The sequence below is a fragment of the Micromonospora sp. NPDC048839 genome (assembly GCF_040649915.1).
In the GTDB taxonomy this organism is placed as follows: domain Bacteria; phylum Actinomycetota; class Actinomycetes; order Mycobacteriales; family Micromonosporaceae; genus Micromonospora.
In genome coordinates, this window is record NZ_JBEZGL010000010.1 from 23,979 (window position 1) to 39,384 (window position 15,406).

Here is a 15,406-nt window from a genome sequence, read left to right on the forward strand (position 1 = left end):
GCGGAACGTCTGCAAGTGCGGAAACGAGCTGCCCTGCCGGACGAGACACAAGATTCCGATCAACCGGGGCCACTGGCCGGGTGAGAACCGATGACCGCGCACGGGCCGGTCCTCCCGCTGTGGCTGTGCGAGGGATGCGACCGGCCCTGGCCCTGTGCCACGCGGCGCGCGGAGCTGCTGACCGAACAGGGGCGGGTGCCGCTGGCGTACTACCTGAGTCTGTGCCTGATCTCTGCCGGACAGGACCTGAGCTGGGCACCCCCGGATGTGCTCCGACGCAGGTTCATCGGTTGGCTGCCGTGAAGGCGGGAGACGTCGTGTTCATCGGCCCGGACTGCTCGGTGCAGTTCACCGGGGACCGGGCGCTGTTGATGCGGGTGATGTCGATCGGCGAGGACGACCCCTACAGCGGGTGGGTGTGGATCGCGGGGTACGTCCTCGACGCGCGGGGAGATGCGAAGGCCAAGCGTGAGCTGTATGTGATCAAGTCCGGGCTGCGTTCCGCCCCGGCGCCCGTGGTGGCCGGGAAACCGGGACGTAAGGAGCGCGTCAGTCGGCGCGTACGGGCCTGAGAGCGTTTTTGAGAAGTCTTTAGGTTGAGGACGGGGGGCTCGAAGGTATCCTTGTCGGGCCTCAGCCCACCCGCTCGTCGCCCAGCAGGTCAGTCGCCTGTTCTAGAGTGGCCGCGAATTCGTCTGGCGGGATTCTGGCGACGAAGACCTTGCCCATGTCTTCGGGGAAGGGGTGGTCGGCTCGCCGGAACGCGAAGACGATCACCAGGTGATCGTCGAGGTAGGCGTAGCGCGATACGTTGTCGACGATCTCGCTCCATTGCATGAACCAGTACTGCTCGCGGAAGTCTGTCTCGTCGGCCTCAAGCTGCCGGAAGATCACCTCCGGTGACCGTTCGCGAGAGGGGCGGGGCCGAATCGCGCGCTGGCGTACCTCCACTGCCGTAGCGCGCAGGTAATAGCAGAGGGACGGTACGTAGGCCACGTTGTCATGAGTCGTCAGCTTTTTGCCTGCCGCCCATAGGTCGACGACGCGCAGGTTGGGAGACAGGGTCTCGCCGACCTCGACGGCGAAGGTGTCCCGATTGCCGAATCTTCCTGTCATCAGCCCAGCAGGCTAGCAGCCGGCCGGCGAGGCGGCTGCTGACGGCGTGATGCCGAAGGGGTCACGCCTTGATCTCGTCGGATTCGGATTCGGACGGGGGGCGATCACGTCCGCCGGTGGTAGTGGTTGCGGCGGGGGATCTGCTCGGGGTCGAGCCAGGCGGGTGGGATGAACTCCGGATGCCCGTCGCCGCCGAGCCGCACGCCCCAGTCGCTGCGGTGCACGTGTCGGTGGTGGTGGCCGCAGAGCAGGACGGCATTGTCGAGGCTGGTCGGACCGCCGTCGGCCCAGTGTCGGATGTGGTGGCCGTCGCACCAGCGGGGTGGGCGGTCGCAGCCGGGGAAGGCGCAGCCCCGGTCGCGCAGCACCAGGGCGCGGCGGAGTGGGCCGGTGATGAGGCGGCGTTGCCGGCCGACGTCGAGGACCTGACCGGTGCCGTTGAGGACGGCGGGCAGGATGGCGGCGTCGCAGGCGAGCCCGCGGACCGTTTCGGCGCTGATCTGCTGGCCGATGTCGAGAGCGCCGCTGCTCAACTGCTGGGTCAACCCGTCGTAGCTGGTGGTGACGACGACCTGTGTGGGGTCTCCGCCGTTTTCGGGTAGCTCGCCGGTACGTAGGGCCAGCCGGCACACGTCGGCCAGGGCGTCGTGGCGGCGTTGGCGCGGGGCGCGGGTGTCGTCGAGGCCGGTGGGCGTGGTCAGCGGGTCGATGGCGGCACGGAGCAGGGCGGCGGTTTCGGGGTTGAGGACGCCGGTGAGGCGTAGCCGGCCGTCGGGCTGCTCGCTGACGGTGACGTGCCGGTCGCGGCTGGCCCGCGTCTCCTGGGCCCGCAGCGCGGCCTCGGCGGCGGCGTCCGCGACGTCCGGCGCGACGTGGTCGAGGATCCGGGTGCCGAGCCTGCGCAGCAGGGTCGGCTCGAACTGCCCGGCCCACTCGACCAGCACTCCGACCGCCTTGTCGGCGGCCTCGGCGCCGGCGGCGGCGTGCACGGTGCCGACCGTCGCGCCGATGACCCGGGCCTGCTCCACACTGATGGCCCCACTGGCCAGAGCTGCCCGCACCCCCGGTGCGCCGGTGTCCAGCGCGCCGGCGAGGTCGACAAGTCGGCGGGCGGCGGGCACCGTGAGCCGTAGCCGATCGCGCAGCCAGACCGCCGTCGAGGACGCGCCCTGCGCCACGGCCGTTCCCCGGCCGTCCAGCTCACGCACCAGGGTCAGTCGCACGGCCGCCAGACGGCTCTCAAGCCGGTGCGCGGCGTCGAGAGCCGCGACGAGGTCGGGCTCGGTGAGAGCCCAGGCCGGCGCGTCGGCGCAGGCGGCGACCGCCGCCTCCGCCTGCGCCAACTCCTCGAACACGGACCGAGAATAGAACAGGTGTACGACAACTTCGGCGATCCGTGCGCGGGGAGGGCTTCGCACCTGCCGACCGGGCTGGCTCCCGCTCGATCATTCGCGGTGCGCCGTGAGTGCGTTGCGCGCCCACGTCAACATCTCGCACCCGTCGTCCTGGCACTGCGCGCAGCGGCTCGGCGACTTGCGATGCTGGTTGATCACCCGTTGTGCGGTCCAGATCAGGAGCGCTGGCGTCACGGGCCCGTCGTCCATGGGCACGGCTCCACCTCCGAAGACAGGTAAGCACCGGGTGCGAGACGCAGACCCGGGCGCACGCTGAGAGGGCCAAAACCCGGCCGGGTCCGGGCCGCTGCCCGTCGCGTCGACGATGCAAGCGGGCGTCAGGGCGCTCCGCCGGAGTCGCTGGCGATGCCACTGTCGTAGGCCCGGTTGTCGTCTCCGCCGTACCCCTTGCCGCGCATGGTGCCCCGGCCCTGGCGGCGCTGACGGTGGCCGCTCGCCGCGATCGCCTGGCGCGCCCGGCGCATCGTCTCGTCGGCCCCGGCCGGGGCGCGACGCCGGCGTCGCGCGACGACCAGCAGCGCGGCCACCAGGAGTACGGCGAGCAGCAGGGCGGCCACCCCGACCGAGATCCACACTCGCCCATCCATGCTCGCGATGGTAGGTACACAGGTCCAGCCAGGCTGGTGGCCGCCCGGGGGAGGGCGGCCACCAGCCGTGCGTGCTCAGGACAGCGAGCAGGACTTCCCGTTGAGGGTCACCAGGCCCGGGTTCGGGTTGGCGCCGCCGGAGGTCGTCGCGTTGAAGCCGAACGTCACGGTGCTGCCGGCATTGATCTTGGCATTGTGTGACTCGTTCTTCGCGGTCACCGTCGCACCCGACTGGCTGACCTTCGCCAACCACGCCTCGCGTACCCGCTGGCCGCCGGTGAACGCGAAGCGCACGTTCCAGCCGTTGACGGCCGTGGCACCGGTGTTGCGGATGGTCAGCTGCGCGGTGAACCCGGTGCCGCCCTGCCAGGTGCCGTAGTTGCTGTAGCTCACCGAGCAGGTGCTGGCCGGCACCGCGCCGGCGTCACCCTGGTCGGCCAGGAACGAGGCGATCCAGGTCAGCGCCGAGTTCCAGTTGATCGCCACCTCGTTCGTCGAGTACGAGTTGATGTCGTCGACGTAGCAGAACATCGGCTTGCAGCCGGCGAGCAGCTGTGCCACGAACGGATCCTGCAGGGCGGCGTTCGGGCCACCGGCGATGGAGCCGGCCGGCGGTCGGGGCAGGTTCGGGTCGAGCTGGTGGCCGAAGATCCGACTGTGCTGGTTCTGCGCGGCGTGCTCACCCCACCCGGTGACGTAGGAGATGTTCAGGGCGTTGCGGCCGAAGATGTAGTCCATCGCCTGCACGGCGCCGTCGCGGTAGGCTGGGTTCCGGGTCAGGTCGAACGCGGTGGCGAGCACGACGGCGTTGTTGATGACGTTGCTGTTGCCGCCCCAGAAGTAGCTGTTGGCGTCCCCGGGCATCGGCAGCCCGTACGCCTGCTGGCGCAGCTCCGCGAGGTACGCGTCGGCCGCGGTGGTGACCGAGGCGCGGACCCGGGTGAGGTCGGCGGTGGGCAGCCCGTTCGGCACGGTGGCCAGGTCGAGGCGGCCCAGCGCGGCCACGCTCTGCCAGCCGAAGCCCCGTGCGTCGAACACGTTTCCGGTGTGGTGCGGCGACGCGGTCAGATCGGTCAGGTAGTTCGGCGCGCCGGTGCTGAGGTACAGCTCGGCCGCCGCCCAGTAGAACTCGTCGGTGACGTTGCTGTCGTCGTACGCGCCGCCGCCGGTGCCGTCGGTCGGGCTGGCGTACACCGCGGGGTGGGCCTTGGCCGCGGCGTAGGCCGTGGCCGCGGCGGTGCCGCAGCGGGCCGCGAACGCCGCGTCGTAGGGGGCGAACAGTCGCGCGCACTGGGCGGCGGTGGCGGCCAGGTTGAGGGTGGCCGCGGTCGACGGCGGGTGCAGCTCACGCGGCTGTGGGTCGTCCTGCGGCGCGAGCGGCAGCCCGGTCCAGTTCTGGTCGTGGATCTTGTGGTGGACCATCCCGGCCAGCGGCTTGCCGGCCGGTACCTGCATGCGCAGCAGGAACTCCAGCTCCCAGCGGGCCTCGTCGAGGATGTCCGGCACACCGTTGTCGCGTTCGGGCACCCGCAGCGTGCTGTCGGCGAGTTCGGCGCCGCCGTCGGCGGTCGCCGCGGTCTTGGTCCGCTCGAAGGTGTTCAACAGTTGGTAGGTGGCGATGCCACCGTTGACCACGTACTTGCCGTGGTCGCCGGCGTCGTACCAGCCGCCGCGCACGTCCAGCGAGTAGTCGCAGACGCCCGGCTGGCAGGGCACGTTGGTGTCGCCCTTGTTGGGCGCCACGTCGAGGTGTCCGGCGGGGCGGGCGTACTCGTCGCCGATCAGGTCGCCGTCGATCGCGATGCCGCTGCGCTGGGCGTAGAAGAACTGCAGCGAGTCGGAGCGCAGTTGGTCGTAGACGGCGCCGGAGATGTCGAACGGGTGACTGGTCTCGCCGTCGACGGTGAGAGTCAGTCCGCTGCCGGGGGTGCGGTAGCTGGAGAAGTCGACGGTCTGCACGTTCTGTCCGGAGGCGGCGTCGACACCGCGTGCGGTGGTGGTGCCACTGGCCACGACGGCACCGGCGGCGCTGCGCAGTTGCCACGGCAGCGCGCTGGTGGACTCGGTGACGACTGTGGCGTTCTTCGGCCCGCCGGGCAGGTAGCCGACCTGGTTGACGCGCACCCGCGGCCCGGTGTCCGGCACGTACGGCTCGGGCGGTTCGCCGCCGCGCAGCGAGACGTCGTCGAGGCAGATGGTCTGCGTCTGGGCGGAGCCGCCGACCTGGAAGATGAGTTGGGCGTTGGAATTGTCGTCCGGGACGGTGAAGGTCTGCTCGACCCGCTGGAGGGTGCCGGTCGCGGTGGCGTCCACGGCCGCGTACGTCGTGTACGGGGCACTGCCGAGCTGCAGTACGGCCTTGACGGCGGCGCCGGGGGTGGCGGAGACGGCGAAGCCGAGGGTGTATTCGGCTCCCGCGATCAGCGGCACCCCGTCCTGGCCGATGCCGGCATCCCAGGGGTTGGCCAGCCCGCCCGCCACCGTGGTGCAGAGCTGCCCGTCGGTGACCGCGAGTGCGCCGGTACCGAACGAGAACCAGGGGCTCACCCCCTCGCTGAAGTCGCCGTTGTCGATCTGCTCGGGGGCATCCGGTGGTGGCTCGGCGTGGGCCGCGCCGGCGCCCGCGCCGGTGAGGGCCAGGGTGGTCGCCGCGGCCAACAGGAGGCGGCGTCGGGATCTCGTCACGGGGAGTCCTTCCGGACGGGTGGGGGACGGTGGTGGTGACCGAAACCTGGGAGCGCTCCCAGGTATCGGCTCGATGTTTCCAGCGGCGGCACCCCGTGTCAATTGATCTGACTGGATGGGTTCTGGCGCGCGACGAGGGCGACCGCCGCGTCCGGCTGGGCCCGGGACACCGGCGTGTGGACGTGAGATTGGCCGCGCCACGCGCCGTCGTCCTGATCTCCTAGAGACAACTGCGCCCTTCGCCTGGCAGGCTGCCTCCCATGACCCTGAAGCTGCGTTCCGTGGGAACGAGCGACCGTGGGCTGATCCGCAGCGGAAACCAGGACGCCCTGCACGCCGGGAACTGGCTCGTCGCCGTCGCCGACGGCATGGGCGGGATGGCCGCCGGCGACCTGGCCAGCGCCCTCACCATCGACGCGCTGGCCCCGCTGGACCTGGAAACCCCCGAGGACGCCCTGGTGGCCGCGCTCGAAGGTGGCATCGCGCTGGCCACCTCCCGGATCCGCCAGGCGGTCGCCGAGGATCCCGAGCGCCAGGGCATGGGCACGACACTCACCGCCCTGCTGTTCGCCCGGACCGGCAGTTGCCTGGCCCTCGCGCACGTCGGCGACTCCCGTGCCTACCTGTTCCGCGAGGGCGTGCTCAAGCAGGTCACCCGGGACGACACGTTCGTCCAGATGTTGGTGGACCAGGGCGTGATCACCGCGGACCAGGCCAGCAGCCACCCGCGCCGCGCCGTCGTCACCCAGGCCCTCCAGGGCGACGAGGTCAACCCGTCGTACTCGACGATGGTGCCCCGGGTCGGCGACCGCTGGCTGCTGTGCAGCGACGGCCTCTCCAACGTCGTCCGCCCGGACACCCTCACCGAGGTGCTCAGGGACTATCCCGATCGGACCGCCTGCACGGGCAAGCTGATCGATCTGGCACTGCACGCCGGCGCACCGGACAACGTGAGTGTCGTGGTGGCCGACGTCCTGGAGGAGTAGCGCCGGCGCTCAGCGTCGGCGGGGCGCGGCGCGCCGGGTGGGGGTCGCCGTCCGAGGATCCTCCGGCCACGGGTGCCGGGGATAGCGCCCGCGCAACTCGGCGCGCACCTGCGGGTAGCCGGTACGCCAGAACGACTCCAGGTCGGCGGTGACCGCCACCGGCCGGCCGGCGGGGGAGAGCAGGTGCAGCAGCACCGGTGTCCGCCCGGCACCGATGCGGGGGGCCGCCGACCAGCCGAACGTCTCCTGAAGCTTCACGGCGAGCACCGGCGCGGCCGGATCGGTGTAGTCCACCCGCACCCGTGACCCACTCGGCACCTCGATCCGCTCCGGGGCCAGCTCGTCGAGGCGGGCGGCCTGCGCCCAGGGCAGTAGCCGGCGCAGCGCCGACGGCACATCCACCCGGGCCAGGTCGGCCCGACGCCGAGCCCCGGCCAACTCGGGACCCAGCCAGGTCCCGGCGGCGTCGAGCAACGCCCCGTCGCTGACCTCCGGCCACGGGTCGCCCAGGTGGTGCCGGAGGAAGCCGAGGCGCTCCCGCAGTGCCCGCGCCGCCGGCGTCCAGGTCAGCAGCCCCAGCCCCTCCTGGCGAAGACCGGTCAGCACGGCAGCCGCCACCTCCGCCCGCTCCGGCCGGTCCAGCCGCCGCTGGAGCAGCTCGATCGCGCCCAGTCTGGTCACTTCCCGGGCCACCACGTCGCCGTCGGACCAGCCGACCTCGCGACTCGTCCGGAGCAGCGGGCCGGCCGCCTCCCGGGCCGTCGCCTCGTCCACCGGCGAGGCCCGGCGGATCCGGGCCGACGGCGCGCCGGGGGTGCGGTCCGCGACGGCCACCGCGAGCCAGTCGGACCCGGCCAGCCCCGACCCGGCCATCAGCTCCGCGGCGGTCCCGCCGGTCATCAGGTACGACGATCCGCCCGGCCGCCGCACCCGGGCCAACCGCTCCGGGTACGCCAGACCGACGAGGAGCCCGGCGGCGAGATCGTCGCTCAGCCCACCCGAACCGGGGGCGGCGCGGCCGTCGGTCGGGGAGCCGGTGGGTAACGCGGCGCGCAACCGGCGTACCTCGGTGCGCCAGCGGGCGGTCGCCCCCGCGTCGACGCCGGCGCGCAGCCGACGCCAGCCGGCGACCAGATCGTCACCGGGGCCGGCCGCGCTCTCCTCGGCGAGCAGGGCGACCACCTCGGCCGCCCGGTCCGCGCCGACCCGACCGGCGCCGTCGAGCAGCGCCCGGGCCAGCCGTGGGTGCGCGCCGGCGGCGGCGATCGCCCGCCCCCGAGCCGTGATCCGACCGTCGAGGTCGACCGCGCCCAGGGTGAGCAGGGTGTCCCGGGCCACCGTCAGCGCGGCGGCCGGTGGCGCGTCGGGCAGCGCGAGCCCGACGCCGTCCGGCCGGCCCCAGGCGGCCAGCTCCAGTGCGAAGCCGGTCAGGTCGGCGGTGGCGATCTCCGGCTCGGCGCGGGCGGGCAACCGTTGGTGGGTCGCCGCGGACCAGCAGCGGTAGACGTACCCGGGGGCCTCCCGGCCGGCCCGGCCCGCCCGCTGGGTGGCGGCGGCTCGGGAGACCGGCACGGTGACCAGCGCGCCCAGCCCACGGGCCAGGTCGATGCGGGGCACGCGGGACAACCCGGCGTCCACCACCACCCGTACGCCCGGCACGGTCAGGCTGGTCTCGGCCAGCGCGGTGGCCAGCACGACCCGGCGTCGGTCGGCGGGACGCAGGGCAGCGTCCTGCTCGGCGCCCCGCTGCCGGCCGTGCAGCGGCAACAGGGCGACGGTGTCCCGCAGGTCGGCCAGCCGGCCGCTGACCGCCGCGATCTCGCCCGCTCCGGGCAGGAAGACCAGCACGTCACCGGCGCGTTCGCGCAGCGCCCGCCGGACGGTCGCGGCCACGTGGTCGAGCAGAGCCCGATCCACCGGCCCGGCACCGGCGGTGACGATCGGGCGCGGCGGCGGCGCCCAGATCCGCTCAACCGGGTGCAGCGCCGAGTCGGCCCGTACCACCGGGGCCGGGGCGGACCCGCCGAGCAGCGCGGCGAAGCGGTCGGTGTCCGGGGTGGCGGACATCGCCAGCAGCCACAGATCCGGCCGCAGGGCGGCCCGCGCCTCCACCGTGAAGGCCAACGCCAGGTCGGCGTCGAGTTGTCGCTCGTGGCACTCGTCGAGCAGCACCGCGCCCGTGCCGGACAGCTCCGGGTCGTGGTGCAGCCGGCGGACCAGCAGGCCGGTGGTGACCACCTCCACCCGCGTCGCGGAGCTGACCCGACGCTCGCCGCGCACCGCGTAGCCGACGCGGTCGCCGACCCGTTCACCGAGCAACTCGGCCATCCGTCGGGCGGCGGCGCGCGCGGCCACCCGACGGGGTTGCGCGATCACCACCCGCCCGCTCACCCGGTCGGCCACGGCCAGCGGCGCGAGGGTGGTCTTGCCGGTGCCCGGCGGAGCGACCAGGACGCCGGCCCCGGCCGCGTCGAGTGCCGCGACCAGCGCCGGCAGCACCGGGCGTACCGGCAGGTCCAGGGTTACGTCGGAGAGCACGGCCCAGTCTCGCACCGGCGCGGGTGCCTCCGGGTACGACGGTGGGCCGGGTCTGTCGACCCTGCCCACCGTCGTCGCTACCTCAGTACGTGCCGTCGAGCTGGCCGCGCAGCTTGGTCAGCGCGCGGGTCAACAGCCGGGAGACGTGCATCTGCGAGACACCGATCTGGTCGGCGATCTGCGACTGGGTCAGGTTGCCGTAGAAGCGGAGCGTGAGGATCTTCTGCTCGCGCTCGTCGAGGGTGGCCAGCGCTGGGCCGAGAGCGACCCGCAGCTCCGCCAGCTCGAACTCGTTGTCCTCGCCGCCGAGCATGTCACCCAGCTCGGTGGCGCGCTCGCCGTCACCGGTCGGGGTGGACAGCGACACCGCGTTGTACGCGCGGGCGCCCTCCAGGCCCTCCAGGACCTCTTCCTCGGTGAGCTTGAGGTGGGCGGCGATGTCGGCGACCGTCGGCGAGCGGCCGAGGGTCTGCAGGAGCGAGCTGTTGGCGTCGGAGATGGCCAGCCGCAGCTCCTGGAGCCGGCGGGGCACCCGGATGTCCCAGGTGCGGTCCCGGAAGTGCCGCTTGAGCTCGCCGATGATGGTGGGGATCGCGTACCCGGCGAAGTCGACACCGCGGGACGGGTCGAACTTGTCGATGGCCTTGATCAGGCCGACCGCGGCGGTCTGGGCCAGGTCGTCGGTCGGCTCGCCACGGCCGCTGTAGCGGTGGGCCAGGTGGTTGGCCAGCGGCAGCCAGGCCTCGATCGCGCGGTCCCGCAGTGCGGCGCGCGACGGGTGGTTGGCGGGCAGCGCCGCCATGGCGTTGAGCAGGTCGGCGGCGCTGTCGGTGAGCGCGCGGGGGTCAAGCTTGGTGCTGGCCTTCGCCGTGGTGCTCGGCTGCTCGGTGATCGTTGGCGCGGTCATGGGTGGTCCTCCCTGCACCTCGTCCGCGGACAAAAAGGTGTGACGCTTTGGTTTAGCTTTCAATGGGCCGTTCGGGACTCACCTTAGCCTGATCGTCTCCCCGAAATCTAGCCGAAAGGCTGATGCATTTAAGGCGTGTCATATAACAAAAGGTACAAAATGGGCGCAGGTTGGGAAGGTTGTGATCACCCTTACCCACCCGTGGCGCCGCTCAGCCGCTCGGCCCGGCTCGCCCATCCGGATGGACCCACCGACTTGGCCGAGTGGTCAACATGAAATCCGACAGGTGAACAGAAGTGTCGACTATCCGTCGTTGTCCCGCCGGTGGGACCGCCCGTAGCGTCGCGTGTACACACCCGGTTCGGAGGCACCGTGCTCGATCCAGCCGCTCCCCAGCTCGTCGTGAACAGTCGGACGCTCTACTTCAGCTGGATTCCGGCGGACCCGGACGCCGTCGCCGCACTGGTCCCGCCGGGCCTGCGCCCGCGCCCCGACCACCAGGTGTTCCTCAACCAGTACATCGTCGAGGACGAGACGCAGACCTCCGGCTTCGGCGCGTACTCGCTCACCTATCTCGGCGTCTCGCTCCTCGGCGTCGACGCGCCCGGTGGGCTCAACCCCGGCGGCTGGTGGACCACCTACGTGGCGTCCAGCACGCTGGTCCGTGAGTACGCAGCCGCCCGCGGCGCCCCGGTGTTGACCGGCCGGACCCGGATCGAGGTGCGCGGCGAGGCCCTGCTCTCCGAGACGGACATCGACGGGACCACGTTGATCCGGGCACGGTGCCGGGTGGGGGAGACCGGCCACGCGATCAGCAGCGGTCACCACCGCTACTTCACCCGCCGCGACGGCCAGCTCCTCAGCTCGGTCTACCCGTTCGTCGCCGAACCGGTCGCCCCGTTCGAGATCGAGTCGGTGGAGTTCCTCCAGCCGGGGCATCCGATGTACGCGCTGCGCCCGGCCAACCCGCTGACCATCGGCTTCGGCTACTACTCGCCGCGCTCATCGTTCGCCTACCCCGGTGGGTTGAGCGTGCATCCGGTCGTCACCGCGGCGGAGCCGCTCCGGTCGACTCACCAGGTGCCGGCCAGCCTCGCCCGCAGCGGCCTGCCATCCGGGTCGTAGACCAGCCGGTACACCGGCAGCGCCCAGGCGCGCGTGTACCACGGCAGCCGCTCGGGGCGGTGCGGGCGCAGCCGGCCGGGCGGTCGTTCGCCCACCTGACCGTCGTCGTACCAGCGTTGCAGCGCGTCGGCGGCGGCCGTGACAGCCGCGACGGCGTCCGGCGGGTCGAGCAGGTCGGCGTCGTCCGCGCCGTCCGGATCCCGGTCGAGGTGCTCACGCCAGAGCCGTAGTCGCAGGTCCCGGGCGAAGGTCCGCGCGCCGTCGCCCTGGCCCGCCGGGTCGGTGGGCGTCCGCTGGTCGCGGGTGTCGTCGAGCACCGCGCAGGACAACTCGCTGTCGTGCGTCCAGGACCGGCGGTTGAAGTTGTCGCTGCCGACGCTGGCCCAGACGTCGTCCACCACGCACACCTTCGCGTGCACGTAGACCGGGTCGCCGGCGTGGTTCTCCACGTCGAACACGTGCACCCGGTCCGGCGCGGCCCGTTCGCACAGCGACAGCGCCTGCTCGCGGCCGACCATGTTCGGTGGCAGCGCGAACCTGCCGTCCACGTCCGGGTGTCGGGGCACCACGGCGATCAGGTGCAGGTCCGGGTTGTCCCGCAGCGCGTGCGCAAACAGGTCCGCCACCTCGGCCGACCACAGATACTGGTCCTCCAGGTAGATGAGTCGGCGGGCGCGGCGTACCGCCTTGGTGTAACCCCGGGCCACGGTCCGCTCGCCGTCGGGCGCGAACGAGTAACGCGGGCGGACGGCGGGGTAGGTGCGCAGCACCTGGATCTGGTGGGGACCACACTCGGGCGGGTCGGCGGGTTGCTCGGGCAGCGGATCCGGGCGCAGGTCCGCGCCGCGCAGCCGGTCCCGCAGGTAGGCCATCGGGTTCTCCGAGTCCAGTGGCATCGGGTCGGTCCAGCGTTCCCGGAACAGCGTGTCCAGCGCGCCGACGATCGGGCCACGCACCGCGAGCTGGACGTCGTGCCAGGGCGGGTTGGTGCCGTACCGGGGGGACATCTGGACCGGCTGCGGATCACCGTGGTGGGCGGCGTCGTCGCGTCGGCTGTGGCACAGGTCGATGCCGCCGGCGAACGCGACGTCCCGTTCGGGTGCGTCCAGGTGCCGCAGCACCACGAGCTTCTGGTGGTGCGAGCCGCCGCGGCGGACCCGCTGGTCGAGCAGCACCTCGCCACCGGCCGCGGAGATCGTCTCGCTGAGGTCGCGGTTTTCCGCCTCGCTGTAGGCGAGCACGTCGAGGTGCGAGCGCCAGATCAGTCCCTTGACCACCACGCCACGCTGGGCGGCCTGGGCGAAGAGTTGGGCCACGGTCGGGCCGTCGGGACGCAGCCGCTCGTCCGGGTCACCGCGCCAGTCGGTGAAGAACAGGTGGTCGCCAGGGCCCAGTGCCTGCACCTCGTCGACCAACCGGTCGAAGTAGGCGGCACCGTGAATCAGCGGCTCAGCGAGGTTTCCCCTGGTCCAGACGGGTAACCCAGACACCGGGTTGGCGCGTTCCTGCGCGGTGAGGAACCAGTCCTGCGACGGCAACGTCCAGCCCCCCTGGAGGTCGGCAACGTCCTCACGGTAGGACCCCGGACGCGGGTCCGCACGCCAGCCCGGCAGACCGGTGACCTGGCCAACGCCATCGCAGTGACGCGACAACAGCCGAGGAGGCCACACTATGCCCCGCGAGACAACGAACCCCGGGACCGAGTACCGCGAGCCGGCGGTGGAGAGCGAACGGGGTGCGCTGGTAGCGGTGTTGGTGATGGTGATTCTTGGTGTCGCTGGGATTTTCGCGGTCTCCTGAGGCGGCGCCGGCGCGCCCGTGGTGAACCGGGGGCGCCGGCGCCGATCTCAGTGTCGACGAAGGGTCAGGGCCGGGTGCCCTGGCCGCCGGTGTGCGGCAGGCGCTCGGTGGGGATCACTCCGAGCCGACCGGCCTTGAAGTCCTCGAACGCCTGGAGCAGCTCGTCGCGGGTGTTCATCACGAACGGGCCGTACTGCGCCACCGGCTCCCGGATCGGCTTGCCACCCATGATGTAGAGATCCAGCGCCGGGGTGTTGCTGTCCTGCGCGGTGTCCGCGCCGAACCGCAGTGCGTCGCCCGGGCCGTGCACCGCGAGCTGACCGGTGCGGACCGGCCGCCGCTCGGTGCCGACCGTGCCGCGACCGCCCAGCACGTACACCAGGGCGTTGAAGTCGGGCTGCCAGGGCAGGTCGACCTGCGCCCCCGGCTGCACCGTGACGTGGGTGATGGTGATCGGCGTGAAGGTCGACCCCGGGCCGCGGTGCCCGGCGATCTCACCGGCGATGACCCGGATCAGCGCGCCGCCGTCGGGCGTGGTGAGCAGCGCCGACTGCCGGCCCCGGATGTCCTGGTAGCGGGGCGGGTTCATCTTGGCCGAGCGGGGCAGGTTGACCCAGAGCTGGGTGCCGTGGAAGAGCCCACCGCTCATCACCAGGTGCTCCGGCGGCGCCTCGATGTGCAGCAGGCCGCTGCCCGCCGTCATCCACTGCGTGTCGCCGTCGGTGATGGTGCCGCCACCGCCGTTGGAGTCCTGGTGGTCGAAGATGCCGTCGATGATGTACGTGACGGTCTCGAAGCCGCGGTGGGGGTGCCACGGGGTGCCCTTGGGCTCGCCCGGCGCGTAGTCGACCTCGCCCATCTGGTCGAGGTGGATGAACGGGTCCAGGTCGGTGGTCGACACCCCGGCGAAGGCGCGACGGACCGGGAAGCCCTCACCCTCGAAGCCGCTGGGCGCGGTGGTCACCGTGCGGACCTTGCGGAATGCGGTGCTCTCGCCGAGGTGGGGCAGGCGCGGCAGGACAACGACGTTGTCGACGGTGATCGCGGGCATCGAGGGCTCCTTAACGGGTGGCGTGGGTGGACGAGGCGGTCCGGGCCGCGCGCAGGCGGCGGCCGAGCCGGTCGAAGACCCGGGTGAGGCAGGCGACCTCGGCGTCGTCGAGGTCGTCCATCAGGTGGGCACGTACCGACGCCAGGTGGTGTGGTGCGGCTTCGGACAGGGCGAGCAGCCCGGCGGCGGTGAGCACCGCTTCGCTGCCGCGTCGGTCGTCCGGGCAGGGCTCCTTGCTGACCAGGCCGCGGCGCTGCATGGAGGAGACCTGGTACGTCAGTCGGCTGGGCGAGAAGATCAGCCGGTTGGCCAACTCGCCCATCCGCAGCCGTTGCCCCGGTGCCTCGGAGAGCAGGACCAGCACGTGGTAGTCGGCGAAGGTCAGCTCGCTGTCGGCGCGCAGGTCCTCTTCCAACTGGGTGTAGAGACGCTGGCTGGCCTCGATGTAGGCGCGCCAGGCGGCCTCTCGGGTGCGGTCCAGGCTCTCGGTCATGGCCACGACGATAGCACTTGTTCAAAATTTAACTACTGCTGTTGAGCGTTGCCTGGGTCACGTTCCGGCCGTCGAGCCGTCTGTTTCTGCAAACTTGAAGGAAGTGGACGTTAAATCAGCGGTGCGCCGCTGCTGCGATGTGCCAGACTCCGGCCTCGTGGAACACCTGGAGCTCACCACCGCCGACCTGCTGCTGCGCCCCTGGCAAGACGAGGACGCTCCGGCGGTACGCGACGCCCTGCTCGATCCGGCCATCGCCCAGTGGAACCCGCAGGGTGGCGGCCCGATCGACGACGAGGCCGCGCTGCTCTGGGTCCGCCGCCGGGCCGACTGGTCCGGCGGCGGGCACGTCTCGATGGCGGTGGTCTCGGCGGCCGACGGGAAGCTGCTGGGCTCGGTGTCGCTGCACAGCATCCATGACGGTGGTGCGTCCATCGGTTACTGGACGGCTCCGGCGGCGCGCGGGCGGCAGGTGGCGGTCCGGGCCGTGGTCCGGCTCACCGACTGGGCGTTCACCGACCTGCGGCTGCACCGGGTGGAACTGTGCCACGCGGTCGCCAACCCGGCCTCCTGTCGGGTCGCCGAGCACGCCGGCTACCTCGCCGAGGGCACGCTGCGCGAGTCGTACCGCTACGGCGACGGCCGCCGCTACGACGAGCACCTGCACGCACGCCTGTCGACCGACAGGTAGCCGGGGGCCGAA

The 15,406-nt window shown here is 72.1% G+C and carries 15 protein-coding genes; 5 read left to right on the top strand and 10 right to left on the bottom strand.

Translation table 11 applies throughout. The features are described 5' to 3' along the window. Positions 1 to 90 precede the first annotated feature (90 nt). Both AB0C25_RS19860 and AB0C25_RS19865 read left to right on the top strand, forming a co-directional pair. The gene (locus tag AB0C25_RS19860; protein WP_357375113.1) at positions 91 to 303 is read left to right on the top strand and encodes a hypothetical protein; all 213 of its coding nucleotides are present in this window, start codon (positions 91 to 93) and stop codon (positions 301 to 303) included. After that, complete coding sequence (locus tag AB0C25_RS19865) at positions 300 to 572, top strand: hypothetical protein (RefSeq protein WP_357375552.1); 273 nt, start codon at positions 300 to 302, stop codon at positions 570 to 572. The genes AB0C25_RS19860 and AB0C25_RS19865 overlap by 4 nt, the downstream gene beginning before the upstream one ends. Before the next feature lie 61 nt (positions 573 to 633). On the opposite strand, the gene AB0C25_RS19870 is transcribed toward AB0C25_RS19865, so the two are convergent. The 5 genes from AB0C25_RS19870 to AB0C25_RS19890 form a co-directional block, all read right to left on the bottom strand. Then, entirely contained in the window at positions 634 to 1,116 is a 483-nt protein-coding gene (locus tag AB0C25_RS19870; protein ID WP_357375115.1) for a hypothetical protein, read from the bottom strand. 104 nt (positions 1,117 to 1,220) lie between these two features. Continuing rightward, positions 1,221 to 2,471: a DUF222 domain-containing protein gene (locus AB0C25_RS19875; protein WP_357375118.1), complete on the bottom strand. Its 1,251-nt coding sequence runs from the start codon at positions 2,469 to 2,471 to the stop codon at positions 1,221 to 1,223. Between the two features lie 90 nt (positions 2,472 to 2,561). Continuing rightward, positions 2,562 to 2,726 (bottom strand): hypothetical protein, encoded by a 165-nt coding sequence (locus AB0C25_RS19880; protein ID WP_357375120.1) that lies wholly within the window; start codon positions 2,724 to 2,726, stop codon positions 2,562 to 2,564. A 122-nt stretch (positions 2,727 to 2,848) separates the two neighbouring features. Beyond that, entirely contained in the window at positions 2,849 to 3,118 is a 270-nt protein-coding gene (locus AB0C25_RS19885; protein WP_357375122.1) for a hypothetical protein, read from the bottom strand. Positions 3,119 to 3,193: 75 nt separating this feature from the next. Next, positions 3,194 to 5,803 carry a glycoside hydrolase family 9 protein gene (locus AB0C25_RS19890; RefSeq protein ID WP_357375124.1) on the bottom strand — a complete coding sequence of 870 codons (2,610 nt, stop codon included), beginning with the start codon at positions 5,801 to 5,803 and terminating at the stop codon, positions 3,194 to 3,196. Between the two features lie 260 nt (positions 5,804 to 6,063). On the opposite strand from AB0C25_RS19890, the gene AB0C25_RS19895 reads away from it, so the two are divergent. Next, complete coding sequence (locus AB0C25_RS19895; RefSeq protein WP_357375126.1) at positions 6,064 to 6,789, top strand: protein phosphatase 2C domain-containing protein; 726 nt, start codon at positions 6,064 to 6,066, stop codon at positions 6,787 to 6,789. A 9-nt stretch (positions 6,790 to 6,798) separates the two neighbouring features. Here AB0C25_RS19895 and hrpB read toward each other — a convergent pair whose 3' ends face one another. Then, complete coding sequence (hrpB, locus tag AB0C25_RS19900; protein ID WP_357375554.1) at positions 6,799 to 9,327, bottom strand: ATP-dependent helicase HrpB; 2,529 nt, start codon at positions 9,325 to 9,327, stop codon at positions 6,799 to 6,801. Positions 9,328 to 9,409: 82 nt separating this feature from the next. Next, entirely contained in the window at positions 9,410 to 10,234 is an 825-nt protein-coding gene (locus AB0C25_RS19905) for a SigB/SigF/SigG family RNA polymerase sigma factor (RefSeq protein ID WP_357245517.1), read from the bottom strand. Between the two features lie 372 nt (positions 10,235 to 10,606). Between AB0C25_RS19905 and AB0C25_RS19910 the strand changes: the two genes are divergently transcribed. Further along, entirely contained in the window at positions 10,607 to 11,359 is a 753-nt protein-coding gene (locus AB0C25_RS19910) for a hypothetical protein (protein WP_357375128.1), read from the top strand. On the opposite strand, the gene AB0C25_RS19915 is transcribed toward AB0C25_RS19910, so the two are convergent. From AB0C25_RS19915 to AB0C25_RS19925, 3 genes are all read right to left on the bottom strand, one after another. Next, on the bottom strand, positions 11,308 to 12,897 hold the full coding sequence (locus AB0C25_RS19915) for a phospholipase D-like domain-containing protein (protein ID WP_357375130.1): 1,590 nt from the start codon (positions 12,895 to 12,897) through the stop codon (positions 11,308 to 11,310). The genes AB0C25_RS19910 and AB0C25_RS19915 overlap by 52 nt on opposite strands. A gap of 326 nt (positions 12,898 to 13,223) precedes the next feature. Beyond that, positions 13,224 to 14,210, bottom strand: coding sequence for a pirin family protein (locus AB0C25_RS19920; RefSeq protein WP_357375132.1), 987 nt, complete (start codon positions 14,208 to 14,210; stop codon positions 13,224 to 13,226). A 10-nt stretch (positions 14,211 to 14,220) separates the two neighbouring features. After that, complete coding sequence (locus AB0C25_RS19925; RefSeq protein ID WP_357375134.1) at positions 14,221 to 14,703, bottom strand: MarR family transcriptional regulator; 483 nt, start codon at positions 14,701 to 14,703, stop codon at positions 14,221 to 14,223. Between the two features lie 157 nt (positions 14,704 to 14,860). On the opposite strand from AB0C25_RS19925, the gene AB0C25_RS19930 reads away from it, so the two are divergent. Then, complete coding sequence (locus tag AB0C25_RS19930) at positions 14,861 to 15,394, top strand: GNAT family protein (protein WP_357375136.1); 534 nt, start codon at positions 14,861 to 14,863, stop codon at positions 15,392 to 15,394. The last annotated feature ends 12 nt before the right edge of the window (positions 15,395 to 15,406 follow it).

Bases quoted from the DNA above. Each gene is read 5' to 3' on its own strand.
- AB0C25_RS19860 (WP_357375113.1), top strand. From the start codon at position 91: ATGACCGCGCACGGGCCGGTCCTCCCGCTGTGGCTGTGCGAGGGATGC.
- AB0C25_RS19870 (WP_357375115.1), bottom strand. From the start codon at position 1,116: ATGACAGGAAGATTCGGCAATCGGGACACCTTCGCCGTCGAGGTCGGC.
- AB0C25_RS19885 (WP_357375122.1), bottom strand. From the start codon at position 3,118: ATGGATGGGCGAGTGTGGATCTCGGTCGGGGTGGCCGCCCTGCTGCTC.
- AB0C25_RS19895 (WP_357375126.1), top strand. From the start codon at position 6,064: ATGACCCTGAAGCTGCGTTCCGTGGGAACGAGCGACCGTGGGCTGATC.
- AB0C25_RS19905 (WP_357245517.1), bottom strand. From the start codon at position 10,234: ATGACCGCGCCAACGATCACCGAGCAGCCGAGCACCACGGCGAAGGCC.
- AB0C25_RS19920 (WP_357375132.1), bottom strand. From the start codon at position 14,210: ATGCCCGCGATCACCGTCGACAACGTCGTTGTCCTGCCGCGCCTGCCC.
- AB0C25_RS19925 (WP_357375134.1), bottom strand. From the start codon at position 14,703: ATGACCGAGAGCCTGGACCGCACCCGAGAGGCCGCCTGGCGCGCCTAC.